Source organism: Streptomyces sp. NPDC006691, from assembly GCF_042869955.1.
In the GTDB taxonomy this organism is placed as follows: Bacteria; Actinomycetota; Actinomycetes; order Streptomycetales; family Streptomycetaceae; genus Streptomyces.
On the sequence record NZ_JBIAGW010000009.1, the window covers coordinates 110,278 to 135,889 of the forward strand.

The 25,612-nt window shown below is 72.0% G+C and carries 21 protein-coding genes; 5 read left to right on the forward strand and 16 right to left on the reverse strand.

Annotated elements, in window-relative coordinates:
• Positions 1-28 precede the first annotated feature (28 nt).
• On the reverse strand, positions 29-427 hold the full coding sequence (locus ACFYNP_RS21120; RefSeq protein ID WP_388787180.1) for a RidA family protein: 399 nt from the start codon (positions 425-427) through the stop codon (positions 29-31).
• Positions 424-1,533, reverse strand: a complete 1,110-nt coding sequence (locus ACFYNP_RS21125; RefSeq protein ID WP_388417536.1) for an acyl-CoA dehydrogenase family protein — start codon at positions 1,531-1,533, stop codon at positions 424-426. The genes ACFYNP_RS21120 and ACFYNP_RS21125 overlap by 4 nt, the downstream gene beginning before the upstream one ends.
• 132 nt (positions 1,534-1,665) lie before the next feature.
• Here ACFYNP_RS21125 and ACFYNP_RS21130 point away from each other — a divergent pair, with 132 nt between their 5' ends.
• The gene (locus ACFYNP_RS21130; RefSeq protein WP_388787183.1) at positions 1,666-3,282 is read left to right on the forward strand and encodes an AMP-binding protein; all 1,617 of its coding nucleotides are present in this window, start codon (positions 1,666-1,668) and stop codon (positions 3,280-3,282) included.
• A gap of 4 nt (positions 3,283-3,286) precedes the next feature.
• Complete coding sequence (locus ACFYNP_RS21135; RefSeq protein WP_388787186.1) at positions 3,287-4,120, forward strand: PaaX family transcriptional regulator C-terminal domain-containing protein; 834 nt, start codon at positions 3,287-3,289, stop codon at positions 4,118-4,120.
• Positions 4,121-4,144: 24 nt separating this feature from the next.
• Here the strand turns inward: ACFYNP_RS21135 and ACFYNP_RS21140 are convergent, their stop codons facing one another.
• Together ACFYNP_RS21140 and ACFYNP_RS21145 are read right to left on the reverse strand one after the other, a co-directional pair.
• Positions 4,145-6,442: a bifunctional salicylyl-CoA 5-hydroxylase/oxidoreductase gene (locus tag ACFYNP_RS21140; RefSeq protein ID WP_388787188.1), complete on the reverse strand. Its 2,298-nt coding sequence runs from the start codon at positions 6,440-6,442 to the stop codon at positions 4,145-4,147.
• Between the two features lie 2 nt (positions 6,443-6,444).
• Positions 6,445-7,272 carry an enoyl-CoA hydratase family protein gene (locus ACFYNP_RS21145; protein WP_388417524.1) on the reverse strand — a complete coding sequence of 276 codons (828 nt, stop codon included), beginning with the start codon at positions 7,270-7,272 and terminating at the stop codon, positions 6,445-6,447.
• Positions 7,273-7,557: 285 nt separating this feature from the next.
• Here ACFYNP_RS21145 and ACFYNP_RS21150 point away from each other — a divergent pair, with 285 nt between their 5' ends.
• Positions 7,558-7,998, forward strand: coding sequence for an ATP-binding protein (locus ACFYNP_RS21150; RefSeq protein ID WP_388417521.1), 441 nt, complete (start codon positions 7,558-7,560; stop codon positions 7,996-7,998).
• 36 nt (positions 7,999-8,034) lie between these two features.
• Here the strand turns inward: ACFYNP_RS21150 and ACFYNP_RS21155 are convergent, their stop codons facing one another.
• The 7 genes from ACFYNP_RS21155 to ACFYNP_RS21185 form a co-directional block, all read right to left on the reverse strand.
• On the reverse strand, positions 8,035-9,477 hold the full coding sequence (locus ACFYNP_RS21155) for an amino acid permease (RefSeq protein ID WP_388417517.1): 1,443 nt from the start codon (positions 9,475-9,477) through the stop codon (positions 8,035-8,037).
• 144 nt (positions 9,478-9,621) lie between these two features.
• The gene (gene argF / locus ACFYNP_RS21160; protein WP_388417514.1) at positions 9,622-10,641 is read right to left on the reverse strand and encodes an ornithine carbamoyltransferase; all 1,020 of its coding nucleotides are present in this window, start codon (positions 10,639-10,641) and stop codon (positions 9,622-9,624) included.
• Positions 10,642-10,740: 99 nt separating this feature from the next.
• Complete coding sequence (locus tag ACFYNP_RS21165) at positions 10,741-11,973, reverse strand: arginine deiminase (RefSeq protein ID WP_388417511.1); 1,233 nt, start codon at positions 11,971-11,973, stop codon at positions 10,741-10,743.
• A 231-nt stretch (positions 11,974-12,204) separates the two neighbouring features.
• Positions 12,205-14,832, reverse strand: a complete 2,628-nt coding sequence (locus ACFYNP_RS21170; protein WP_388787190.1) for a polynucleotide kinase-phosphatase — start codon at positions 14,830-14,832, stop codon at positions 12,205-12,207.
• Complete coding sequence (locus ACFYNP_RS21175; protein WP_388787193.1) at positions 14,829-16,454, reverse strand: 3' terminal RNA ribose 2'-O-methyltransferase Hen1; 1,626 nt, start codon at positions 16,452-16,454, stop codon at positions 14,829-14,831. Before ACFYNP_RS21175 ends, ACFYNP_RS21170 begins: the two co-directional genes overlap by 4 nt.
• Before the next feature lie 318 nt (positions 16,455-16,772).
• Positions 16,773-17,762, reverse strand: a complete 990-nt coding sequence (mmuM, locus tag ACFYNP_RS21180; protein WP_388787196.1) for a homocysteine S-methyltransferase — start codon at positions 17,760-17,762, stop codon at positions 16,773-16,775.
• A gap of 2 nt (positions 17,763-17,764) precedes the next feature.
• Positions 17,765-18,694 carry an LLM class F420-dependent oxidoreductase gene (locus ACFYNP_RS21185; protein WP_100575993.1) on the reverse strand — a complete coding sequence of 310 codons (930 nt, stop codon included), beginning with the start codon at positions 18,692-18,694 and terminating at the stop codon, positions 17,765-17,767.
• A 249-nt stretch (positions 18,695-18,943) separates the two neighbouring features.
• On the opposite strand from ACFYNP_RS21185, the gene ACFYNP_RS21190 reads away from it, so the two are divergent.
• A complete protein-coding gene (locus ACFYNP_RS21190; protein WP_388417499.1) occupies positions 18,944-19,249 on the forward strand; it encodes a hypothetical protein in 306 nt (101 codons plus the stop codon).
• A gap of 221 nt (positions 19,250-19,470) precedes the next feature.
• Here the strand turns inward: ACFYNP_RS21190 and ACFYNP_RS21195 are convergent, their stop codons facing one another.
• From ACFYNP_RS21195 to ACFYNP_RS21215, 5 genes are all read right to left on the reverse strand, one after another.
• Positions 19,471-19,962, reverse strand: coding sequence for a DUF6099 family protein (locus ACFYNP_RS21195; RefSeq protein ID WP_388417497.1), 492 nt, complete (start codon positions 19,960-19,962; stop codon positions 19,471-19,473).
• A gap of 125 nt (positions 19,963-20,087) precedes the next feature.
• Positions 20,088-20,483: a nucleotide pyrophosphohydrolase gene (locus tag ACFYNP_RS21200; RefSeq protein ID WP_388417494.1), complete on the reverse strand. Its 396-nt coding sequence runs from the start codon at positions 20,481-20,483 to the stop codon at positions 20,088-20,090.
• On the reverse strand, positions 20,480-21,646 hold the full coding sequence (locus tag ACFYNP_RS21205) for an AAA family ATPase (protein WP_388787199.1): 1,167 nt from the start codon (positions 21,644-21,646) through the stop codon (positions 20,480-20,482). Before ACFYNP_RS21205 ends, ACFYNP_RS21200 begins: the two co-directional genes overlap by 4 nt.
• A 111-nt stretch (positions 21,647-21,757) precedes the next feature.
• On the reverse strand, positions 21,758-22,147 hold the full coding sequence (locus ACFYNP_RS21210; RefSeq protein ID WP_100575988.1) for a cell division protein SepF: 390 nt from the start codon (positions 22,145-22,147) through the stop codon (positions 21,758-21,760).
• 94 nt (positions 22,148-22,241) lie between these two features.
• Positions 22,242-22,694, reverse strand: a complete 453-nt coding sequence (locus tag ACFYNP_RS21215; RefSeq protein WP_388417487.1) for a Fur family transcriptional regulator — start codon at positions 22,692-22,694, stop codon at positions 22,242-22,244.
• A gap of 623 nt (positions 22,695-23,317) precedes the next feature.
• Between ACFYNP_RS21215 and katG the strand changes: the two genes are divergently transcribed.
• Complete coding sequence (gene katG / locus ACFYNP_RS21220; protein ID WP_388787202.1) at positions 23,318-25,549, forward strand: catalase/peroxidase HPI; 2,232 nt, start codon at positions 23,318-23,320, stop codon at positions 25,547-25,549.
• Positions 25,550-25,612: the final 63 nt, after the last annotated feature.

A 25,612-nucleotide genomic window follows, 5' to 3' on the forward strand; every position in this document is an offset into this window, starting at 1 on the left:
CTCCCTCCTCCAGGGCCTACTCCAGGGCCTACTCCAGGACCGCGAACCCGTCCAGTTCGACCAGGGCCTCGCTGTCCCACAGGCGCACCGCGCCGATCACCGCCATCGCCGGATAGTCGCGGCCCGCCAACTCCCGCCAGATCGCGCCCAGTTCGCGGGCCCGCTCCCGGTAGTCACCGACATCCGTGGCGTACACGGTGACCCGGGCCAGATCGGCCGGCGTTCCCCCGGCCTCCGCCAGCGCCGCCAGGAGGTTGGTCAGCGCGGTACGGAACTGCTCGGGCAGCGTGGCGCCCACCACCTTGCCGGCCCCGTCCAGCGCGGTCTGTCCGGCGAGGAAGACCAGGCGCGAGCCCGTGGCGACGACGGCGTGGCTGAAGCCGGTCGCCGGGGACAGCCCGGCGGGGTTCACCCGCTCCAGGCTCACCGGTACAGCTCCTTCGCGATGATCGTGCGCTGCACTTCGCTGGCGCCCTCGTAGATGCGGGGCGCCCGGACCTCGCGGTAGAGGTGTTCGAGGAGGTGCCCGCGTCGCAGCGCGCGGGCACCGTGGAGCTGGACGGCCGCGTCCACGACGAACTGCGCCGCCTCGGTGGCGAAGAGCTTCGCCATGGCCGAGCCGCGCGCGATGCCCGCCTCCCCCCGGTCGTACGCCTCGGCCGCCGCGTACACCAGGAGCCGGGCGGCCTCGGTGCGGGTCGCCATGTCGGCGACCTGGTGGGCGACGGCCTGGAGGTCCTTGAGGGGGCCGCCGAACGCGGTGCGGTGCGCGGTGTGGGCGAGGGTGGCGTCGAGCGCCGCCTGCGCCATGCCGACGGCGAACGCCCCGACGCTGGGCCGGAAGAGGTTGAGCGTGTTCATGGCCACCGTGAAGCCCCGGTCCCGCTCCCCCAGGATGTCGTCCGGGCCCACCGGGACGCCGTCAAAGTCGAGGCTGCCGATGGCGTGCGGGGAGAGCAGGTCGAGCGGGGTGCCGCTCAGGCCGGGACGGTCGGCGGGGACCAGGAAGGCGGTGACGCCGCGCGCGCCCGCGTCCGGCGTGGTGCGGGCGAAGACGGTGTAGAAGTCGGCCTCGGGGGCGTTGGAGATCCAGCACTTCTCGCCGGTCAGCCGCCAACTCCCGCCTTCCTGGGCGGCGTTGAGGCTCAGCGCCGCCGCGTCCGAGCCCGCGTCCGGCTCGCTCAGCGCGAACGCGGCGACCGCGCGGCCCGCCGTCACCCCGGGCAGCCAGCGCTCGCGCTGCGCCGGCGTCCCGTACGCGGCGACCGGGTGCGCGCCGAGACCCTGGAGGGCGAGCGCGGTCTCCGCCTCGGTGCACGCGTACGCCAGCGACTCGCGCATCAGGCACAGATCGAGCGCGCCGGACGCGAAGAGCCGGGCGAGCAGCCCGTGCTCGCCGAGCGCCTCGACGAGTGGCCGGTTCACCCGGCCTGGCTCACCCTTGTCCGCAAGGGGGCGCAGCCGCGCCCCCGCGAGCACCCGCAGTTCCCCGCACCACTCCAGCTGGTCCGGCGCCAGCGCGAATCCGGGCATGGCCACCCCTTTCCGACTCGGGTTCCGACTCTCCCACTCGGCCGCGACAACCACCGGGACCGCCCTATCGCGAACTGTTGACTGTCGTCATCCAAACGATACGCTCCAGAGGCGACAAGGGGGCGATCCCGTATGGAGCTGAAGAACTCAGCGCACGCCGACACCTTTCCCCGCGACCACCTGCCGCCCGCCGACCAGTGGCCGCGCCTGGTCCTCGGGCCGCCGGGGCCGCACTACCCCGAGCGGCTCAACTGCGGCGCCGAACTCCTGGACACCACGATCGAGCGCTTCGGCCCCGACCGCCCCGCCTTCCGCACCGGCGCGGGTGAGGTCTGGACGTACCGGGAACTGCGCGACCGGGTCGACCGGATCGCCCACGTCCTGACCGGGGAGCTCGGCGTGGTGCCCGGCAACCGGGTGCTGCTGCGTGGGCCCACCACACCGTGGCTGGCCGCGTGCTGGCTCGCGGTGATGAAGGCGGGCGCGGTCGCCGTCACCGTGCTGGCCCAGCAGCGCGCCCACGAACTGGGCGTCATGTGCTCGATCGCGCGGATCAGCCACGCCTTGTGCGACGCCCGCGTCCTGGCCGACCTGGAGCGGGCCGAGGCACCGGGCCTGAGGATCACGGCGTACGGGGGCGACGGGCCCGGCGACCTCCTGAACCGGGTCAAGGACGCGCCCGCCGCGCGGTTCGCGGCGGTGGACACCTCGGCCGACGACGTCGCGCTGATCGCGTTCACCTCGGGCACCACCGGACGCCCCAAGGGCTGTATGCACTTCCACCGCGATGTCCTCGCCATCGCGGACACCTTCGCGGCACAGGTCCTCAAGTCCACGCCCGACGACCTCTTCGCGGGCAGCCCCCCGCTCGGCTTCACCTTCGGGCTCGGCGGTCTGGTCATCTTTCCCCTGCGGGCCGGCGCTTCGTCCCTGCTGCTCGAACAGGCGGGCCCCAAGCAGCTGTTGCCCGCCCTCGCTGAGCACCGGGTGTCCGTCCTGTTCACCGCGCCGACCGCCTACCGCACGATGCTGGACGAGCTCGACGCGTACGACCTGAGCGCCCTGCGCCGCTGTGTGTCCGCCGGTGAGAACCTCCCGGAGGCGACCTGGCGGGCCTGGGAGGAGCGCACCGGGCTGCGCGTCATCAACGGGATCGGCGCCACGGAACTGCTGCACATCTTCATCTCGGCGGCGGACGACGACATCCGGCCCGGCACCACCGGGCGTCCCGTTCCGGGCTGGCAGGCCCGTGTGGTCGACGCCCAGGGGCAGCCGGTGCCCGACGGCGAGCCCGGGCTGCTCGCCGTGCGCGGCCCGGTCGGCTGCCGCTACCTCGCCGACGAACGCCAGCGGGTCTACGTCCGCGACGGCTGGAACATCACCGGTGACACGTATGTGCGTGACGGCGACGGCTGGTTCCGGTACGTGGCCCGGGCCGACGACATGATCATTTCCGCCGGGTTCAACATCGCGGGCCCCGAGGTCGAGGACGCCCTGCTGCGCCACCCGCTCGTCACGGAGGCCGCCGTGGTCGGGCGCCCCGACGAGCGACGCGGTCAAGTGGCCGTCGCCTACTGCGTGTTGATGCCGGACGCGCCGCGCGACGAGGACACCGGGGAGCTGCTGCGCGACTTCGTCAAGCGGGAACTCGTGCCCTACAAGTGCCCGCGCGAGATCGTCTTCCTGGATGCCCTGCCGCGTACACCCACCGGCAAGCTCCAGCGCTTCCGGCTGCGGGAACTAGAGTGATCGCGTGGCCGAGCAGCACACTCCCCGATCTCTGATCGTGACCCTGTACGGCGCCTACGGGCGCGAGACCTCCGGCTCCCTCGCGGTGGCCGAACTGATCCGGCTGCTCGCGGTGGTCGGCGTCGACGCGCCCTCCGTGCGCTCGTCGGTGTCCCGGCTCAAACGGCGCGGGCTCCTGGAGGCCCGGCCCACCGCGGCGGGCGCGGCCGGCTACGCCCTGTCGGCCGACGCCCGCCAGCTCCTGGACGACGGCGACCGGCGCATCTACGCACGGCCGGCGACGGGGACCGCCGACGGCTGGGTGCTCGCGGTGTTCTCCGTCCCCGAATCCGAGCGCAGCAGGCGGCACGTCCTGCGCTCGCGCCTGGCGGGGCTCGGCTTCGGCACTGCGGCCCCGGGGGTGTGGCTCGCCCCGGCCAGGCTGTACGACGAGACCCGGCACACCCTGGAGCGGCTCCAACTCGCCCCCTACGTCGATCTGTTCAGGGGCGAGCACCTCGGCTTCGCGCCCACCGCCGAGGCCGTCGCCCGCTGGTGGGACCTGCCCGCGATCGCCAAACAGCACGAGGACTTCCTGGGCCGCCACGAACCGGTGCTGCGCACCTGGCAGTCGCGCCCGGCCGCCGGCGCGGCCGATGCCGAGGCCGCCTACCGGGACTACCTGCTCGCCCTCGACTCCTGGCGCCGGCTCCCCTACGCCGACCCGGGCCTGCCCGCCGAACTCCTGCCCCGCGACTGGCCGGGCGCCCGCTCCGCCGAGGTGTTCGGCGCGCTGCACGGGCTGCTGCGCGAGACGGGCGGCGCCTTCGTCCGCGGCGCCCTGCCCGGCCGGGGGTAGCGCGCACGGCCGCCGGCGGGGACGTCAGTTCAGGCTGAGGCGCGGCCGGGGGGCGTCCGTGCGGCCGGTCGGCGGGGTGCGGCTGCCCGCGCGGTAGGGCAGCGGCCAGCTCGCGCCGGGGCCGGTGTAGCCCTGCTCGGCGGCGGCGTGCAGGGTCCAGTGCGGGTCGTAGAGGTGCGGGCGGGCCAGCGCGCACAGGTCGGTCCGGCCCGCCAGGAGCAGGGAGTTGACGTCGTCCCACGACGAGATGGCGCCCACCGCGACGACGGGCACGGACAGCGCGTTGCGGATCCGGTCGGCGTACGGCGTCTGGTAGGAGCGGCCGAACTCGGGGCGCTCCTCGGCGACGACCTGGCCGGTGGAGACGTCGATGGCGTCGGCGCCGTGCGCGGCGAAGGCGCGGGCGATCTCGACGGCGTCCTCGGCGGTGGTACCGCCCTCGGCCCAGTCGGTGGCGGAGAGGCGGACGGTCAGGGGCCGCTCGGCGGGCCAGCTCTCGCGCACCGCGTCGAAGACTTCGAGCGGGAAGCGCAGGCGCGCCGCGAGGGAACCGCCGTACCCGTCCGTCCGTTGGTTGGTCAGGGGGGAGAGGAAACCGGAGAGCAAGTAGCCGTGGGCGCAGTGCAGTTCGAGGAGGTCGAAGCCGCAGTCGGCGGCCCGGCGGGCCGCGGCCGTGAACTGCGCGCGGATCCCGTCGAGTTCCGTGCGGTCGAGGGCGTGCGGGATCTGGCTGACGCCGGGCAGGTACGGGAGGGGCGAGGCGGCGGCGACGGGCCAGTTGCCGGTGTCGAGCGGCTGGTCCATGCCGTCCCACATCAGCCTGGTCGAGCCCTTGCGGCCGGAGTGGCCGAGCTGGACGCCGAAGGCGGTGCCGGGGGCCCGCGTGTGGACGAAGTCCACGATCCGCCGCCAGGAGGCGGCCTGTTCGGGGGTGTACAGGCCGGTGCAGCCCGGTGTGATGCGGCCTTCGGGGCTCACGCACACCATCTCGGTCATGACCAGGCCCGCGCCGCCGAGCGCGCGGGCGCCGAGGTGGACGAGGTGGAAGTCGCCGGGGACGCCGTCCACGGCGGAGTACATGTCCATGGGCGAGACCACGACGCGGTTCTTCAGTTCGAGGCCGCGCAGCCGGAAGGGGGTGAACATGGGCGGGGTGCCCGGCTCGCAGCCGAACTCGCGCTCCACGGCGTCGGTGAAGCCGGGGTCGCGCAGGCGCAGGTTGTCGTGGGTGACCCGGCGGCTGCGGGTGAGCAGGTTGAAGGCGAACTGCCGGGCGGGCTGGTCGAGATAGCGCGCGAGGTCCTCGAACCAGCGCAGGCTGGCGGCGGCCGCGCGCTGCGTGGAGGCGACGACGGGCCGGCGCTCGCTCTCGTACGCGCCGAGGGCCGCGGGCAGATCGGGCTGTTCCTCGATGCAGGCGGCGAGCGCCAGGGCGTCCTCGACGGCGAGCTTGGTGCCGGAACCGATCGAGAAGTGGGCGGTGTGCGCCGCGTCGCCGAGCAGCACCGTATTGCCGTACGACCAGCGCTCGTTGACGACCGTGCGGAAGGCGGTCCACGAGGAGTTGTTGCCGCGCAGGGGCCGTCCGCCGAGGGCGTCGGAGAAGATTTTGGCGCAGCTCTCGGCCGAGGCCCGTTCGTCGAGCGCGGCCAGTCCGGCCGCCTCCCAGACCTCCTCGCGCATCTCGACGATGACCGTGGAGGCGTCGGCGGCGTAGGGGTAGCCGTGCAGCTGCATCACGCCGTGCTCGGTCTCGGAGATCTCGAAGCGGAAGGCGTCGAACGCGAAGTCGGCGGCGAGCCAGATGTAGCGGCAGCGGTGCTGGGTGATCCGCGGTGCGAAGTGCGCGGCGTGCGCCTCGCGGGTCAGGCTGTGCACCCCGTCGGCGGCGATCACCAGGTCGTGGGCGGCGGCGAGTTCGGCGGCGGGCGGCGCCTCGGCGCGAAAGCGCAGATCGACGCCGAGCTCGTGGCAGCGCTCGTGCAGGATCTCCAGGAGCCGGCGCCGGCCGAGGGCGGCGAAGCCGTGCCCGCCGGAGGTGAGGGTGCGGCCCCGGTGCACGATGTCGATGTCGTCCCAGCGGACGAACTCGGCGCGCAGCGCCCGGTAGACGGCGGGGTCGGCGTGCTCGATACCGCCGAGGGTCTCGTCGGAGAGCACGACACCGAAGCCGAAGGTGTCGTCGGGTGCGTTGCGCTCCCACAGCGTGATCTCGCGGGCCGGGTCGAGCCGCTTGAGCAGGGCCGCCGCGTACAGGCCGCCGGGGCCGCCGCCGATCACGGCGATCCTGAGCGGGGCGCGTGTGGCGTCGCCGGCCGGCATCGCTAGCGCCCCTGCCACTTCGGGGGCCGCTTCTCGGTGAAGGCCGCGTGGAATTCCGCGTAGTCCTCGCCGTTCATCAGCAGGGCCTGGGTCGCCGCGTCCAGCTCCACCGAGGCCGCGAGCGGCATGTCCAGTTCGGCGGTGAGCAGCGCCTTGGTCTGGGCGTGGGCGAGGGCCGGGCCGTCCGCCAGGTGGCGGGCGAGTTCGGCGGCGCGCTCGCCGGCGCGGCCCTCGTCCGTCAACTCGCTGAGCAGACCGATCCGTTCGGCCTCGGGGGCGCGTACCGGCTCGCCGAGCATGAGCAGCCGGGTGGCGTGGCCGAGGCCGACGACGCGGGGCAGCAGATAGGCCGCTCCCATGTCGCCGCCCGACAGGCCCACCTTGGTGAACAGGAACGCGAAGCGGGCCGTGGGGTCGGCGATGCGGAAGTCGGCGGCAAGGGCGAGCACCGCGCCGGCGCCCGCGGCCACGCCGTGCAGCGCGGCGATCACGGGGAAGGGGCACTCGCGGATCGCCCGGACGACCTGGCCGGTCATCCGGTTGAAGTCGAGGAGTTCGGCGGTGTTCATCGCCAGGGTGGCGCCGATGATGGCGTCCACGTCGCCGCCCGAGCAGAACCCGCGCCCCTCGCCGCCCAGGACCAGGGCGCGCACCGAACGCTCCCGGGACAGCTCGGCGAGCAGATCGCGCAGGTCGGCATAGGCGCCGAAGGTCAGCGCGTTGAGTTTCTCGGGCCGGGCCAGGGTGACGGTGGCGACTGCGTCGGTCACCGTCAGGCGCAGATGGCGCCAGTTCTCGGTGGGCGACGCGGAGCTGGGAAAGGGGCTCATCCGGGCGGCCTCCTACGGCGGGGCGGCAGGTGCCGCCACTGCTTGCGCTGCCTGCCCGACGAAGGTATCACTCATACGTGACCGTCGTCACGAGTACGCGATAAGCGCTCCGGGCCCACCCGGGCCCTAGGTCCCGCGCACCCGTGGCCCCAGGGCCCGGCCGCCCCGGTCGGGGTCCCCTACTGGCCCGCGAGCCGACTTCGTAAGGTTGAAAGCAGGACGACCCCACGCAACCCGACGCCCTCTCGCGCCCCGAACTCTCGCGCCCCGAACGGAACAGTCCCCTTGCCGAAGCCCTCCGGCCCCGACCGGAAGACCACACCCTCCGTGTGGCGCATCCCGCTCCCCCACACCACGGCGGCGGTGCCCATCGCCCGCGCCCTGGTCCGTACCGCCCTCGCGGACATCGACGCGCCCGCCGACAGCGACACGGCCGAGCTGCTCACCGCCGAGCTGGTCGCCAACGCCGTCGAGCACACCACGGGCCGGGCGCCGATCGAGCTGGTGGTGGAGCTGCTCGCGTCCGGCTGCCAGGTGGAGGTGCACGACCGCTCGCCGCTGCCGCCGGGCGATCTCTCGGCCCCCGGGGCGGGCGGACCGCCCGACCCCTGGCAGGAGCACGGCCGGGGCCTGCTGCTCATCCGCACCCTGAGTTCGGCCTGCGGCCACCGCCCCACCGCCCACGGCAAGGCGGTCTGGTTCACCCTCCCGAGCCGGCCGAGCTGACGCGCTCGGGCCGGCCCGGCCGACGTGCTGTCCGGGTTACGCTCCCGGCGCCGCGGGAGCGGCCAGGCGCGAGCGGCCGCGGCCGTAGCAGGTGTACACCAGCGAGCCGACCAGCAGGAAGGCGGCGAACTGGAGCCAGGTCGCCCAGCCGGTCCCGTACATCAGATACAGGCAGAAGCCGACGCCCAGGATCGGGCTCGCCGGATACAGCGGCACCCGGAACGAGCGCTTCAGATCCGGTTCACCGCGGCGCAGGACGATGACCGCGATGTTGACCACGGCCATGACGGCGAGCGTGCCGATGGTGGTCAGGTTGACCACCGCGTCCAGGGAGGCGAACGCGGCCGGGACCGCGAAGACCAGCGCGACGATCCACGTGTTGGCGGCCGGCGTCGCGGTCTTCGGCGAGACCCGCTCGAAGACGCGGGGAACCAGGCCGTCGCGGGACATCGACATCAGGATCCGGGTCTGCCCGTACATCACGGCGAGCACCACGGACGCGATGGCGACGACCGCGCCGAACGCGATGACACCGCCGCCGACCGTGGAGTGGGTGACCTGGTTGACGATCAGCGAGAGGGCCGCGGGCTTGTCGCCCACCGCGTCCGCGCCGAGCCCGCCGATCGCGGCCACGGCGACCGCGCAGTACAGCAAGGTGACCAGTCCGATGCAGATCATGATCGCTATCGGCACGTTCTTGCGCGGGTCCTTCACTTCCTCGCCGGCCGTGGTGATCGCGTCGAAGCCGATGTACGAGAAGAAGGCCAGCGACGCGCCCGCGGTGACCCCGCCCGCGCCATGGGTCGCGAACGGCGAGAGGTGACCGGCCTCGAACGCCGTGAAGGCGATCGCCAGGAACAGCAGCAGGATCCCGATCTTGAGCACGGCCATCGCGGCGGTGGCCCGCGCGCTCTCCCGCACCCCGCGTACCAGCAGGGTCGCCGCGAGCAGGATGACGACGACGGCCGGCAGGTTCACCACACCGCCGTCGGCCGGTCCCGCCGACAGCGCGTGCGGAAGCTGCCATCCGACGAGGCTGTTCAGGAGCTCGTTGAGGTACTGGCTCCAGCCGACGGCGACCGCGGACACCGAGACGCCGTACTCCAGGAGCAGGCACCAGCCGACCAGGAACGCGGTGCGCTCGCCGAGCGTGGCGTACGCGAAGGAGTACGAGGAGCCGGAGACCGGGATCGCGCCGCCCAGCTCGGCGAAGGAGAACGCGGTGAAGACGCAGGTGACGGCGGCGAGGACGAAGGACAGGACCACGGCGGGCCCGGCCTTGGCGACGCTGTCGGAGAGCCCGACGAAGATGCCGGTGCCCACGATCGCGCCGACGCCGAAGCACACGAGCTGGAAGAGCCCCATGGTGCGGCGCAGGCCATGGCCTTCGAGGTCCGTGCCGGATTCGGCGATCAGCTGCCGCGGCGATTTGATCCGCAGGTGGGGGGCGGGGCGGGAGGCGAGGTGGGGGCGCCGCATGGGGTGGTTCTCATTCCTGCTGGTACCGCGCGGCCGGCAGCGGCCGCGCACAAAGAAAGCGGGGCCCGAGCGTGCGAGCTCGGACCCCACCAAGAAGCGACATAGTAGCCACCTCGCCGTATGTGCACCCAATCGGGCGCATTCCTATCCGGCGACCGCGGCGGCGTCCCCGAGCGTGGCGACCATGACCGCCTTGATCGTGTGCATCCGGTTCTCCGCCTCGTCGAAGACGACCGAGTGCGCCGACTCGAAGACCTCGTCGCTCACCTCCAGCTCGGTCAGGCCGTACCGCTCGTGGATCTCGCGGCCGACCTGGGTGCCCAGGTCGTGGAAGGCGGGCAGGCAGTGCAGGAACTTGACGCCCGGCTTGCCGGTGGCGCGCAGTACGTCCATGGTCACGGCGTACGGGGCGAGCGCCTTGATGCGCTCGGCCCAGATCTCCTGCGGCTCGCCCATCGAGACCCAGACATCGGTGGCGACGAAGTCGGCTCCCGCCACGCCCTCCTCGACGGACTCGGTGAGCGTGATGCGGGCGCCACTCGTCGCGGCCGCCTCGCGCGCCTGCGCCTGGATCTCCACGGACGGCCAGTACGCCCTGGGCGCCACGATCCGGATGTCCATCCCGAGTAGGGCGCCGGTGACCAGGTAGGAGTTGCCCATGTTGAAGCGGGCGTCCCCCAGATAGGCGAAAGAGACCTCGCCCAGCGGCTTGTCGCTGTGCTCGGTGACGGTCAGGACGTCGGCGAGCATCTGGGTGGGGTGCCAGTCGTCGGTCAGCCCGTTGTAGACCGGCACCCCGGCGTGCGCGGCGAGGGTCTCGACCGTCTCTTGGGCGTCGCCCCGGAACTCGATCGCGTCGAACATCCGGCCCAGGACCCGAGCCGTGTCGCGCGCGGACTCCTTCTTGCCGATGTGCGAACCGGCCGGGTCGATGTACGTCGTCGACGCGCCCTGGTCGGCGGCGGCCACCTCGAAGGAGCAGCGGGTGCGGGTCGACGACTTCTCGAAGATCAGCGCGACATTGCGCCCGCGCAGCCGCTGCACCTCGGCACCCGCCTTCTTGGCGGCCTTGAGTTCGGCGGCGAGCGAGACGAGCCCGAGGAACTCCTCGGCCGTGAAATCCAGCTCCTTGACGAAGTGGCGGCCTGCGAGGTCTATCGCCATGGTGGCTGCTCCTGGGGACGGATAGGGGACGGCGGGGACGGCGTCCGATGAGCGACGACGTCCAGTCACTACTGGAAGTCTATACGTATGAGCGCATCACTATACGGCATCGCGTTCCACCGGACAGCTCATGCAGCGCGGGCCTCCCCTCCCCCGGCCCAGCTCACTGCCCCGGATCTCGATCACCTCGATGCCCTCCTTGCGCAGATGTGTGTTGGTCGTGACATTGCGCTCGTAGGCCACCACCACGCCCGGCTCCACCGCCAGCACGTTGCAGCCGTCGTCCCACTGCTCGCGCTGCGCCGAGTGCACGTCCTGGGTCGCGGTCAGCACCCGGATCCGGTCCAGGCCGAGGGCCGCCGCGATCGCCCGGTGCATGTGCTCCGGCGGATGGTCGGTGACCTTGAGCTCCTGCTCTCCCGCGCCCGGCTCGATCGTGTACGAGCGCAGCATGCCGAGGCCCGCGTACTGGGTGAAGGTTTCGCCGTCGACCATCGTCATCACCGTGTCCAGGTGCATGAACGCCCGCCGCTTCGGCATGTCCAGCGCCACGATGGTCTTCGCCGAGCCCGCCGCGAACAGGCCGCGGGCCAGCATCTCCACGGCCTGCGGGGTGGTCCGCTCGCTCATCCCGATCAGCACGGCACCGTTCCCGATCACCAGGACGTCACCGCCCTCGATGGTCGAGGGATAGTCACTCTGCCCGCGCGACCAGATGTTGAACGGGCCCGCCTCCGGCCCCTTGAACAGCGGATGGTGGCGGTAGATCGCCTCGAAGTGCACGGTCTCGCGCTGCCGGGCCGGCCAGCGCATCGCATTGATCGAGACACCGTCGTAGATCCAGGCGGAGGTGTCCCGCGTGAACAGGTGGTTCGGCAGCGGGCCGAGCAGGAAGTCGTCCAGGTCCATCGCGTGGAAGCGCACCGACGTCGGCTCCGGATGGCTCTCCAGGAACTCCCGCTTGGTCATCCCGCCGACCAGCGCCTCCGCCAGCTCGGCGGCGGGCAGCTCCTCGAAGGCCGCCCGCAGATGGTCCGTGGCGAGCGGCCCGTACTCCTTCTCGTCGAAGACCCGGTCGAGCACGAGGGCCCGGGCCTGCGCGATCTCCAGCGACTCACGCAGCAGATCACCGAAGAGGTGCACCTCCACGCCCCGGTCGCGGAGCACGTCCGCGAAGCCGTCGTGCTCCTGTCTGGCCCGGCGCACCCACAGCACGTCGTCGAAGAGCAACGCGTCCTTGTTGCCGGGCGTGAGCCGCTTCAGCTCCAGATCTGGCCGGTGGAGTATGACGCGGCGCAGCCGCCCGGTCTCGGAATCGACATGGAATCCCATGTCCCCATCCTGTCCCGCGACGGCCCCCCTCACCCGGCGAACACAGCAGCCGCGCCGCACGGCGAACCGCCGAGGCGGGCCGCCGTGCCGACTGCCGCGCCGGCTGTCGCGCCGGCTGCCGCGCGGCGCGGGGCCGGGGCACGGGGTGAGCGGGACCAAGGCCGGGACCGAGGCCGGGACCGAGCCACAGGATGAGCGGCACCGAGACCGGGGCTCGGAGCCGAGGCGGACTCAGAGCCGGGGGTCGACCGGCTCCGACTCCAGGGCCAGGACGGCGAACACCGCCTCGTGCACCCGCCACAGCGGCTCCCCGTCGGCGAGCCGGGCGAGCGCCTCCAGGCCGAGCGCGTACTCGCGCAGGGCGAGCGAGCGCTTGTGCCCGAGGAAGCGCTGCCGCAGCCGCTCCAGGTTGTCCGGACGGGTGTACTCGGGACCGTAGATGATCCGCAGGTACTCCCGGCCGCGCACCTTGATACCGGGCTGCACCAGCCGCCCCTTGCCGTCCCGGACCAGCGCCTGGAGCGGCTTGACGACCATGCCCTCGCCACCTGCACCGGTCAGTTCCAGCCACCAGTCGACACCGGCCCGCACCGATGCCGCGTCGCCGGTGTCGACGACGAGGCGCCCGGTCCTTTGGAGCAGCCCCGACGGGTCGTGCTCCACCAGCCGGTCCAGCCAGGCCAGTTGCTCGTCGTGCGGCACGGCGGCCAGACTGCGCCCCTGCGCGGCGAGGATCTGGAACGGCGCGATGCGTACCCCGTCGAGACCGTCGGTCGTCCAGCAGTAGCGCCGGTAGGCCTCGGTGAACGCCGCCGCGTCCGCGGCCCGCTCCCGCTGCCGCTCCGCGAGCTCCGCCACGTCGACACCCCGGCCCGACGCCGCGTCGAGGGCGCGGACGGCGGCCGGAAGCGCGGCCCCGGACGACGCGCCCACCGCGGCGTACTGCGAGCGCAGAAGGCCCGAAGCCTTCACCGACCACGGCAACAGCTCGGCGTCCAACAGCAGCCAGTCCGTCGCGAGTTCGTCCCACAGCCCGGCCGCGGACACCGCCGACCGCAGCCGCCGGAGGACCTCCTCGGTCACCGCGGCATCGTCGAAGAACGGCCGCCCGGTGCGGGTGTGCAGAGCCCCCGTCGCGCCGGGCGCCCCGAACCGCTCCCGCGCCACGTCCGCGTCCCGGCACACCAGGGCCACCGCGCGCGAACCCATGTGCTTCTCCTCGCACACGACCTTCGCGACGCCGTCCTTCGCGTACTGCGCGAACGCCTCCGCCGGGTGCTCCAGATAGCCGTCCGCACCGGAGGCCGCGGTCGGCGACATCGTCGGCGGAAGGTAGGCGAGCAGCCTCGGGTCGACCGCGAACCGGCTCATGACCTCCAGGGCCGCCGCCGCGTTCTCCTCGCGCACCGCGACCTTGCCCATCAACCGGGTCTCGACGACCCGCCGCCCGTGCACATCGGCCAGGTCGAGCGGCCGGCCCTCGTGCCCGCCGGGCGCCTCGGTCGCCAGCGGCTTGACCGGCTCGTACCAGACCCGCTCCGCCGGCACGTCGACAAGCTCGCGCTCCGGCCAGCGCAACGCCGTCATCTTCCCGCCGAACACGGCACCCGTGTCCAGACAGATGGTGTTGTTGATCCACGAGGTGTTCGGCACGGGAGTGTGTCCGTACACGACCGCCGCGCGTCCGCGGTAGTCCTCCGCCCACGGGTAGCGCACCGGCAGGCCGAACGCGTCGGTCTCGCCGGTCGTGTCCCCGTACAGCGCGTGCGAGCGGACCCGGCCCGACGTACGCCCGTGATACTTCTCGGGCAGACCCGCGTGACACACGACGAGATTGCCGCCGTCGAGCACATAGTGGCTGACGAGCCCGTCGATGAACTCCCTGACCTGCCCCCTGAAGCCTTCGTCCTCCTTCTCCAACTGCTCGATGGTCTCCGCGAGACCGTGCGTGTGCTGGACGTTGCGTCCCTTCAGGTAACGCCCGAGCTTGTTCTCGTGGTTCCCCGGCACGCACAGCGCGTTGCCGTCGGCCACCATGCGCATCACCCGGCGCAGCACCCCCGGGCTGTCGGGCCCACGGTCGACGAGGTCTCCCACGAAGACCGCGGTGCGCCCCTCGGAGTGGACGCCGTCGACATACCCCAGCTTCCCGAGCAGCGTGTCCAGTTCGGACCGGCAGCCGTGGACGTCACCGATGATGTCGAAGGGACCCGTGAGGTGGGTGAGGTCGTTGTAGCGCCGCTCGATGGCGATCTCGACGCGCTCCACCTCCTCCACGCTCCGCAGCACGTGCACCTTGCGGAAGCCCTCGCGCTCCAACCCGCGCAATCCGCGCCGCAGTTCACGCCGGTGACGCCCGATCACATGCCGGGGCATACCGGCCCGGTCGGGGCGCCGCGCGTTACGCTCGGCGCAGACGTCCTCCGGCAGGTCCAGGACGATCGCTATCGGCAGCACGTCGTGCTCGCGTGCGAGCCGGACCAGGTGCTTGCGGCTCTCGGGCTGCACGTTCGTGGCGTCGACCACGGTGAGCCGGCCCGCCGCGAGCCGCTTCCCCGCGATGTAGTGGAGCACGTCGAAGGCGTCCCGGGTTGCGCCCTGGTCGTTCTCGTCATCCGCGACGAGGCCCCGGCAGAAGTCCGAGGAGATGACCTCGGTCGCCTTGAAGTGCCGCCGCGCGAAGGTCGACTTGCCCGAACCGGTGGCCCCGACCAGCACGACCAGGGAAAGGTCGGTGACGGCGAGGGTCCGCGAGGGGTGCGGGGGGTTCGGGGTGGGCTGGACCGCCGCGCCGCCGATCCGAGTCTCGGCCTCGCCCTTGGTCTCGGTCTCGGTCTCGGTCTCGGTCTCGGAGCTCATGCTGCGGTCGCCTCCTTCGGCTCGGTCGGGGTGGTCGTGGCGGTCGTGGAGATCGGGTTGGTCGGGGCGGATGCGGCGGGCGAGGTGGATGAGGTGGACGGGGTGGATGAGGTGGACCGTGCGGGTGGCGTGGCCGAGGTCCGGGTCGCCGCGCGGGCGGTGCCCGCTTCCTGGCGGCCCTCACCGATCAGGGTGAACACCGCCATCTGGGTGGGCGGGCCCACCTCCGGGTCATCAGGTCCGACAGGACCGAACTCGACTGCGTAGTCGTGCCGTTCGGCCACGCCACGCGCCCACGCCGCGAACTCGGCACGGCTCCATTCGAACCGGTGGTCCCCATGGCGCACATGCCCGGCGGGCAGCGACTCCCAGCGGACGTTGTACTCGACGTTCGGCGTCGTCACGACCACGGTGCGCGGCCGGGCCGACCCGAACACCGCGTACTCAAGGGCCGGCAGCCTCGGCAGGTCCAGGTGCTCGATCACCTCGCTGAGCACCGCCGCGTCGTACCCCCTGAGCCGCTTGTCCGTGTACGCCAACGAGCCCTGGAACAGGGTGACCCGCTTCGACTGACGCTCCGTCATCCGCTCGATACGGAGCCGTCGCGCGGCAACGGCCAGCGCGCGCATGGAGACGTCGACCCCGACGACCTCGGTGAAGCGCGCGTCCTTGAGGAGCTCCTGCACCAACTGACCCTGGCCGCAGCCGAGGTCGAGCACGCGGCTCGCACCGGCCGCCTCCAGGGCCGCGACGATCGCGGCCCGTCGCTGTACGGCTAGCGGCACCGGCTTCTCGGCCGTGTCGCTGCTCTCGTCGACGGCGTTGTCGACCTCCTCGACGTCCAGACCGTCCGCCTCCGCGAGCCGTACCAGCTCAAGCCGTTCCATCGCCTCACGGGCCAGGCCCCAACGGCGCGACAGGTACCGGCTGGTGATCAGCTTCTGCTCGGGGTGCTCGGCCAGCCAGCCGTCCCCCGCCCGCAACAGCTTGTCCACCTCGTCCGGCGCGACCCAGTAATGCTTGGCGTCGTCGAGCACGGGCAGCAGGACATACAACTGCCGCAGCGCATCGCCCAGTCGGAGCTCGCCTTCGAGTACGAGGCGTACGTAACGCGAGTCGCCCCACTCGGGGAACCGCTCGTCGAGCACGATCGGCTCGGCGCTCACCGAGCCCCAGCCGAGCGGCCCGAACAGCTTGTGCACCAGTTCCGCACCACCCCGGGCGGGCAGCGCGGGCACCTCGACGCGCAGCGGCAGAGGCGCCGCCGCCCGCTCCGGCAGCGCGGCGCACACCCCGCGCAGCGCACTCTTGAAGACGCTGGACAGCGCGACGGACATCAGCGAGGACGCCGCGTACGGGCGGTCGTTGACGTACTGCGCGAGCGCCGCGTCGGGCGCACCGCCCCGGCCCTTGCCCTGACCCCGTCGCACGAGAGCGACGGGATCCACCTCCAGGAGCAGCGCGGCCGTGCAGCGCTCGGCGGTCGCCTCCGGGTAGAAGACGTGCGCCGTGCCGTGAGAGGTGGAGAAGCGCTGCGCGTTGTCGGGATGCTTGTGCAGCAGGAAACCGAGGTCGGTCGCAGGGCTTTCAGGGGTGCCGGTGGTCGTTATTGTCAGGAACACCCCACGAGTATCACGTGGCATCCTCCCCGCTCACCAGCGGTTTTCCCCGAGCCGGACCGAGCGTGGATCTGGTTGAACTCGGGGAAAGGTACGACGCTCGGGCACCTGGCCGGGCTCGGGGAGGGGTGTTGACCTCGGGGCCTGGCCGGGCTCGGGGAAAGGTTTTGGGCTCGGGGCCTGGCCTGGCTCTGGGAGAGGACTTGGGCTCGGGGCCTGGCCTGGCTCGGGGAGAGGACTTGGGCTCGGGGCCTGGCCTGGCTCGGGGGACCGGTCGGACCCGGGGACCCCGGCGGGCTCTTGGTGCCGTACTGCGCAGTTCTACGCCGCCGGCCCGCGCACCTGGGTCGCCAACTGGGCGATCTCCGCAGGCCCCACCCGGCAGCACCCGCCGACGAGCCGCGCACCCGACGCCACCCACTCCCCCACACGCCCCGCATCGAACGTCGACCCGCCCGCCCAGCGCCGCCCCTCCGCATCCCACCGCTCGCCACTGTTCGGATAGACCACCACCGGCTTACCGGTGACCGATGCCGCGAGCGGCACCGCCCGGTCGGCGTCGGCGGGGGTGCAGCAGTTCACGCCGACCGCGATGACCTGATCGAGCCCCGCCACCAGCGCGAACGCCGCCGCCAGATCCTGCCCGGCCCGGGTGCGCCCGCCCTCGATGCTGTACGAGAGCCACACCGGCACCCCGCACCCGTCGATCACCCGCAACAACGCCTCCGCCTCGTCGGCGTCCGGCACCGTCTCCAGCGCCAGCACATCGGGCTCCGCCGCCACCAGCGTCTCGATGCGCGGCCGATGGAACCGCTCCAACTCCCGCACACTCAGCCCGTACCGCCCCCGGTACTCACTGCCGTCGGCGAGGTAGGCGCCGTAGGGGCCGATGGAGGCGGCTACCCAGAACTGGGGGGCTGGGGGGCCTCCCCCCTCCCCCCTCCCCCACCCCACCCCCGCCGCCGCCTCCGCCGCCTCCACCCCCGTCTCCATTCGGCCCAACTGCCCTACCCCGCGCGCCAGTTCAACGCTGCTGGCGAGAAGCCGCGCCGCATCGCCATGGCTCAGCCCTCGTCGGGCGAAGCCCTCGAAGGTGGCCTGGTAGCCGGCCGTGGTCAGGACCTGGGCGCCCGCCCGGACATAGGCCGCGTGCGCGGCCTGGATCTGCGCCGGGTCGTCCGCGAGCAGCCGGGCCGACCACAGCTCGTCACTCAAGTCACAGCCCTGGCTCTCCAGTTGGTTGGAGAGCCCGCCGTCCAGGACGACCGGCCCCTCGGCGAGGGCCGTCGCGAGCGTCCGGGCGGGTCGCACGATCAGGCCCTGGTCAGCTGGGGCAGTACCTGCGAGGAGATCAGTTCCAGCTGGTCCAGATCGTCGAGGTCGAGCAGCTGGAGGTAGATCCGGGACGAGCCGGTCGCCTCGTACTTGCCGATCTTCTCCACGACTTCGGCGGGCGAGCCCGCGAGTCCGTTGGCCTTGAGTTCCTCCACCTCCCGTCCGATGACCGCGGCCCGTCGGGCCACCTCCGCGTCGTTCCTTCCCACGCAGACGACCAGCGCGTTGGAGTACACGAGGTCGTCCGCCCGGCGGCCGGCGGCCTCGGCGGCCGCCCGCACCCTGGTGAACTGCCGTTCGCTGTCCTCGATGGAAGCGAACGGGATGTTGAACTCGTCCGCGTACTGCGCCGCGAGGCGCGGTGTACGGGTCGCCCCGTGTCCGCCGACCAGGACGGGCACCTTGGTCTGCGCGGGCTTGGGAAGCGCGGGCGAGTCGCTGAGCTGGTAGTAGGTACCGTTGAAGTCGAAGGTGTGGCCCACCTCGGTGGCCCAGAGTCCGGTGACGATGGCCAGCTGTTCCTCCAGCCTGGCGAACTTCTCCTTCGGGAAGGGGATGCCGTACGCCTTGTGCTCGTCCTCGAACCACCCTGCTCCCAGGCCGAGTTCGACCCGGCCGCCCGACATCTGGTCGACCTGGGCGACCTGGATGGCGAGCACGCCCGGCAGCCGGAAGGTGCCGGCCGTCATGAGGGTGCCGAGGCGGATCCGCTTGGTCTCGCGGGCGAGGCCGGCCAACGTGATCCACGCGTCGGTCGGGCCCGGGAGCCCGTCGGCGGAGCCCATGCGCAGGTAGTGGTCGGAGCGGAAGAAGGCGTCGAAGCCGAGGTCTTCGGTGGCCTTGGCGACGGTCAGGAGGGTGTCGTAGCCGGCACCCTGCTGGGGCTCGGTGAAGATGCGAAGATCCATGTCTCCATCCTGCACCGTCGGACCGCCGTCAACCCTGTCCGCGCCACCCGCCCAACGAAAGCCCGGTCGGGTGAATATTCGTTGCAATGGACCGCCGCGACCCCTCTGACCAGTGACGTTAGCGCCGAGCGGTCGTTGGCTCGGGCGGAGCCGGACCGCCCGGCCCGCGTGTCGGCGGCCTTGGCCGGTGCGTCGACCGATTCTCCGCCCCGCCCGCCCCGCGGGAGGGCTTGGGCCGAGGAGGCCGCCATGTCCCAGGAAGCCGTGCCCGAACAGTCTGTGCCGCAACAGTCGGCGCCGCAGTCCGCATCGGGGCAGGAGGGTGCGCCGAAGGGGCTGTTGCAGCAGATGGAAGAGCTGATGGCCGCACTGAGCGCCGATCTGACGCAGCTCGACGCGGATCTCCAGTCCACCGCCGACCGCACCGCGTCCGACAGCGGCCCGGCCGAGCCGCCGCAGACAGCAACGCGGGCAGAGGCTCCCACACAGGCCCAGGCGGAGGCTCCCCCACAGGCGCAGGTGCCGGCACCGACGGAGCCACGGCCACAGACGTAAACGCAGACACAGACGCAGACGCAGACGCAGCAGGCGTACAGGAACGACGACCCCGAGCAGTGCGAGAGCGAGAGTCGCTGGCAGAGCCGGGCCCCGGGTGACCCTCGGGCAAGCAGAGGTCCGGCGAGGGGGGTGGCGGATGAGCGGGGTTCGGGCCGGGGAGCCGGTGCTCCTTCGCCACCGCCGCAGGGCGACCCGGCAGCGCGCGCGGCCGCCCCGCGTCATGGTGGTCCCGTGGTCGAGTCGCGCAGCACCTCGGTAGGCCTGTCGCGGTCTCGTAAGGTGAGCCGGCGCAGCATTCCGCGAACCCTGTCGCTCGATTCGTCGGCGGCGTCGATGGCCTCTATGCACTGCCAGTACAGCCCCTCCTCGTCCGTCGCGCAGGCCACCGAGACGAGCGCCATCGCGACGTCTCCGAGCAGGACCCCCAGAGAGGTCAACGTGGCTGCCGCGTCCGTCACTTCGGACAGCTGGGCGGCGCGCATGCCGTCGCGGCGCAGCCCCGGGTGATCGAGGACGGCACAGCCCCGGCTGCCGGCCTCGCCGAGACCGCGGGCCTCACCCCTCAGTTCCGGCGGGCCGGTCGCCGCGAGGTGGCCGCCGATGGCCTGGGCCAGGGCCTGCGCCTGCCAGGCCTCGGCCACGATGTCGAGCACGGCCCGGCTCTGGGCCAGGGCGTGTTGGCTGACTTTCAGGAGCCGTACCGCGTCCATCCGCTTTCCCCGTTCGTCTGTGGGACCCGAGCTTCGCGTCCACTACCTAGCGTGAGCGTGAGCGGCCCGGAAAGCCAGAGGAAATCGGAAATCTGTGCACAGCAAGCCGATTGTGAGTATCTCGGTCACTCAGAAGAGTGACTCTCCGTGTCCGTCGGCGAGTTGTTCGGCGAGCTGTCCGGTGTCTTGGGCGATTTCGCTGCGGGGAACCGGAGTTCATTGCGGTCGATCTTGGCGGAGAGGGCGGCCAGGGCGTCGATGCCGAGCACCTCGCACAGCTGGAGCAGATAGGCCAGGACGTCGGCCACTTCGTCGGTGACGCGGTGGGCCGTGTCCGCGTCGGACATCACCCCGGACGACTGCTCCGGGGTCAGCCACTGGAAGATTTCGAGGAGTTCGGAGGCCTCGACGCTGAGGGCCGCGGCGAGGTTCTTCGGGGTGTGGTACGGCTGCCAGTCGCGGGCGGCGGCGAAGGCCGCGAGTCTGCGTTGCAGGGCCGGTACGTCGAGTTCCTGGTTCACGGCCCCAGGTCTACCACCGTCGTGCCGTCGGTCTTCGGGGCGCTCACGCCGTCACCCACGGCCGCGAGCAGACGGATGTGGCCGCGGGCGCACATCTCGGCGGCCAGCGCGATCAGTTCGCGGCTCTGCCGCGGGTCGAGCGCGCGGTCGAGGCCGTCGGCGACGACGGTCAGGGTCTGCATGGCGGGCGGTACTTCGGCGACGGTGTCGACGGCGAGGACGCCGGGTCCGGTGAGCAGCACGAGCGCGAGGGCGAGGTAGCGCAGTTCGCCCTCGCCGAGCCGGTCGACGGGGGTGCCGTGCCGGGCGGCGCCGCGGGCGAGGACGGCTCGCAGCGTGCCGTCGGCCAGTTCTTCGGTGGTGAGGCCCGTGACGGGGCCGACGCAGCCGGCCCGGGCCGCGGCGACGAGGCGGCCGTGCCGGATGCCGCATTCGATGCGGGTGCGCCGCAGGATTTCGGCGAGGTTGTCGCAGCCGCGCCGCAGCCGGCCGCCGCCGTCGCCCTGGCCGGGGACGACGGGTGCCCGCATCCGCTGCGGCTGGGGATCGCAGGGGAACACCGAGCGCAGGGCCACGACGACTTGTTCGGCGGCGGCCAGGACGCGCCGCTGCCCTTCGGTCTTGCCCGCGACGCGCAGCGGCAGCAGCGCGGTGCCGAGCCGGTCGTCGGGCAGCGGGGCGCGCGTGACGGGGACCGCGCCCGCGGTGTGCCAGGCCGCCTGGACGGTGGAGCGGCCCGGATCGCGCAGTGCGGTGCTGAGCAGGGTCTGGCCTTCGCTCGTCAAACGTTCGCCGACGACACGGAGTTCCGGTTCGGCCTGCACGGCGAGGTCGAGACGTACGGGTCCGGCCGGCCCGTCGACCGTGCAGCCGATCCGGAATCCGCGCCGGCCCTGCGCGTCGGCTTCGGCGCGTTCGGGTACGCAGCCGGCGGGGTCGCGGAAGACCTGGCCGAGGGCCGCGCCGGAGCCGAGTCTGGCGAGGGCCTCGAACGCTTCCAGGACGCTGGACTTGCCGCTGCCGCTGGGCCCGGTGATCAGCGTGAGCGGGCCGAGCGGGATGGCCGCGCCGCGGTGGGTCCGGAACGCGGAGAGCCGTAATTCGGTGACGGTGGGTCGATCGGGGCGGCCGATTCGGTCACTGTTGGTGGTCGCGAGGGTCATGACCGGGACCGTACGCAGCCCGAAATCTGACGAACCGTTCCGCCTCGTTGACCTTCCTACGAATGAGGGACGGCAGGGCGCTGCGGGACGGTCCTGGGCGGGCCGGGTCGGTCAGGGATGCGGGACGGCTGCGGCGGCGATGCCTTCCACTTCGGTGCCGGCCGGGGCGAGCAGGAAGACATTGCGGTCGACTCGGTGCATTCCGCTGCCGAGGCCGAAGACGACACCGGTGCTGAAGTCGAGGATCCGCTTGGCGACTTCGGGGTCGGCCCCGGTCAGGTCGAGCAGGACCGGGATCTGGGCGATGAGGTATTCGGCCACTTCACGGGCGTCCGCGAAGATCTGTACGCGCAGGACGATGAAGCGCCGCTGTTCGACGGTCGCGTAATCGCCGGGGATCGTGGTGTGATCCGCTCTGGACGGCCATTCGTTGCGGCCGCGCAGCGGCACGACCTGGGCGAGCCCCTCCCACTGTTCGTCGGTGACGTCGTACCTGCTCACCGGACCACCTCGCCCACGTGCTGTATCTGCATCCGGCCATGATGACGCCGCTCACCCGTTCAGCCCAACTTCGACACGGCTCGCGAGGTGTCGGCTAGGACTCATTTCCGGACGGGACCTGGCTGCGGGACACGTCCGGGGCGCAGGCCGGGCACAGTCCGCGGTAGGTGACCTCCGCCCGGGCGAGCGTGAAGCCGAAGCGTTCCCCGTCCGGGAGGTCGTCGAGCGGGTCGCCGACGGGGTGGACGTCGCGGATGGTGCCGCAGTGCGAGCAGACCAGGTGCTGGTGGGGGTGGTGGGCGTTGGGGTCGTAGCGCTTGGCCCGGCCGTCGGTGGAGACCTCCAGGACCTCCCCGAGGGAGACCAGTTCACCGAGGGTGTTGTAGACGGTCGCCCGGGAGATCTCGGGGAGCCGCTGGGACGCGCGGACGTGCACCTCGTCGGCGGTCAGGTGCACATGGTCGCCGGCCAGGACCTCCGCGACGACGCGCCGCTGGGACGTCATCCGCCAGCCGCGCCCTCGCAGCCGTTCGAGCAGGTCACTCATATCGGTTCACCTGTCCACGGTTCAGTTCAGGAGTGGATGGGGTCATGGGGTGGGGGTTATCGGGCCACAGGGCCTGTTGATCGGTCATCGGTCATCGGTCATGGAGTTCCCCCGGATCCCTACGAGATTCCCCCCGGCCCCGCGAGGGATTCCGGAGTTTCCTGAGCTTCCGGAGCCCCGAACGGATACGGGTTTGGTGTACTTCTTGACTTGGATTAGGTCCATCGTAGGATCGATGGCGCCGCTAGCCTAGGGATCGGGAGACTCCGGTCCCCTCCGCACCAGGACCCAGCCCACCAGGACCCACCCACCCGGGAGACAGAGACGTCATGGGGGATCGCCGCCGCGAAGACGCCGGGCGTCGGCCCGCGCCCGCGCGCCGGCCCGCCCGCGACCACGGTCACCCGGGTCGACGACCGTCCCGCCGCCATCGTGTCGCCTTCCGGGGCGTGTGATCGCGTGGGCCGTATTGTCCTGCCAAGTCGTCCGCGCGGCCCGCTACTTGACCGCCTCCGGCCCGTGACCGCAACGAGGCCGTGGACGTCCGGCGGGGCCCTCGTTCCGGCCGTTTCACCGCTCGCAGTTCCTCAGCACCGTGATCCACCGAGTCAAGAAGGATTGCCATGTCCGAGAATCCCGATGCAATCGTCACCGACCCCAAGACGGAGGGCACGGGCGGCTGCCCGGTCGCGCACGAGCGCGCGCCGCACCCGACCCAGGGCGGCGGAAACCGCCAGTGGTGGCCGGAGCGGCTGAACCTGAAGATCCTCGCCAAGAACCCGGCCGTGGCGAACCCGCTCGGCGAGGAGTTCGACTACGCCGAGGCGTTCAAGGCCCTCGACCTCCCGGCGGTCAAGCGGGACATCGCGGAGGTGCTCACCACCTCGCAGGACTGGTGGCCGGCCGACTTCGGCAACTACGGCCCGCTGATGATCCGCATGGCGTGGCACAGCGCGGGCACGTACCGCATCAGCGACGGCCGGGGCGGCGCCGGGGCCGGGCAGCAGCGGTTCGCGCCGCTCAACAGCTGGCCGGACAACGTGAGCCTCGACAAGGCCCGCCGGCTGCTGTGGCCGGTCAAGAAGAAGTACGGCCAGAGCATCTCGTGGGCCGACCTCCTGATCCTCACCGGCAATGTCGCCCTGGAGACGATGGGCTTCAAGACGTTCGGCTTCGCCGGCGGCCGCGCCGACGTGTGGGAGCCCGACGAGGACGTGTACTGGGGTCCCGAGACCAACTGGCTCGACGACCAGCGCTACACCGGCGACCGCGAGCTGGAGAACCCGCTCGGCGCGGTCCAGATGGGCCTCATCTACGTCAACCCCGAGGGCCCCAACGGCACCCCGGACCCGCTCGCCGCCGCGCGCGACATCCGTGAGACGTTCCGCCGCATGGCGATGAACGACGAGGAGACCGTCGCCCTGATCGCCGGCGGCCACACCTTCGGCAAGACCCATGGCGCGGGCCCCTCCGAGGCCGTCGGCGACGACCCCGAGGCCGCCGGGCTCGAACAGCAGGGCCTCGGCTGGAAGAACACGCACGGCACCGGCGTGGGCGCCGACGCGATCACCAGTGGCCTGGAAGGCATCTGGACGAACACGCCCACCGCCTGGGACAACAGCTTCTTCGAGATCCTCTTCGGCTACGAGTGGGAACTGTTCAAGAGCCCCGCGGGCGCCCACCAGTGGCGGCCGAAGGACGGGGCGGGCTCGGACACCGTGCCGGACGCGTTCGACGCGTCGAAGAAGCACGCCCCGACGATGCTGACCACCGACCTCTCGCTGCGCGTCGACCCGGCGTACGAGCAGATCTCGCGCCGCTTCCTGGAGAACCCCGAGGCGTTCGCCGACGCGTTCGCCCGCGCCTGGTACAAGCTGACGCACCGTGACATGGGCCCGGTCGTGCGCTACCTCGGCCCGGAGGTCCCGGCCGAGGAACTGCTGTGGCAGGACCCGTTGCCGGCCCGGACGTACGAGCTGGTCGACGCGCAGGACATCGCCTCCCTCAAGGAGCAGATCCTCGCCTCGGGCCTGACCGTCTCCCAGCTGGTGTCCACGGCGTGGGCGTCGGCGTCCTCGTTCCGCGGCAGCGACAAGCGCGGCGGCGCCAACGGCGCTCGCCTGCGTCTCCAGCCGCAGAGCGGCTGGGAAGTCAACGAGCCCGACGAGCTGGCGACGGTCCTGCGCGCGCTGGAGGGCGTGCGCTCGGCGTTCAACTCGGCGCAGTCCGGCGGCAAGCAGGTCTCGCTCGCCGACCTGATCGTGCTGGCCGGCTCGGTGGGCGTGGAGAAGGCCGCCAAGGACGGCGGGGTCGGCGTCGAGGTGCCCTTCACGCCGGGCCGCGTCGACGCCTCGCAGGAGCAGACGGACGTGGAGTCCTTCGCCGCCCTGGAGCCGACGGCCGACGGGTTCCGCAACTACCTGGGCAAGGGCAACCGGCTTCCGGCCGAGTTCCTGCTGCTCGACAAGGCGAACCTGCTGACCCTGAGCGCCCCTGAGCTCACCGTCCTCGTCGGCGGCCTGCGCGTGCTCGGCGCCAACCACCAGCAGTCCGCGCACGGCGTGTTCACGGACCGGCCGGGGACGCTGACCAACGACTTCTTCGTCAACCTGCTCGACCTGGGCACGACGTGGAAGTCGACGTCCGCCGACCAGAACACCTTCGAGGCCCGCGAGGCCGGCTCGTCCGACATCAAGTGGACCGGCACCCGCGCCGACCTGGTCTTCGGCTCCAACTCGGAGCTGCGCGCGATCGCCGAGGTGTACGCGAGCGACGACGCGAAGGAGAAGTTCGTGCGGGACTTCGTGGCGGCGTGGACGAAGGTCATGAACCTGGACCGGTTCGACCTGGTCTGATCCGCCGGTCCCCCGCGCCCGGGCCGGCCGTGCGGCCGGCCCGGGCGAACCCCGCTTCTACTG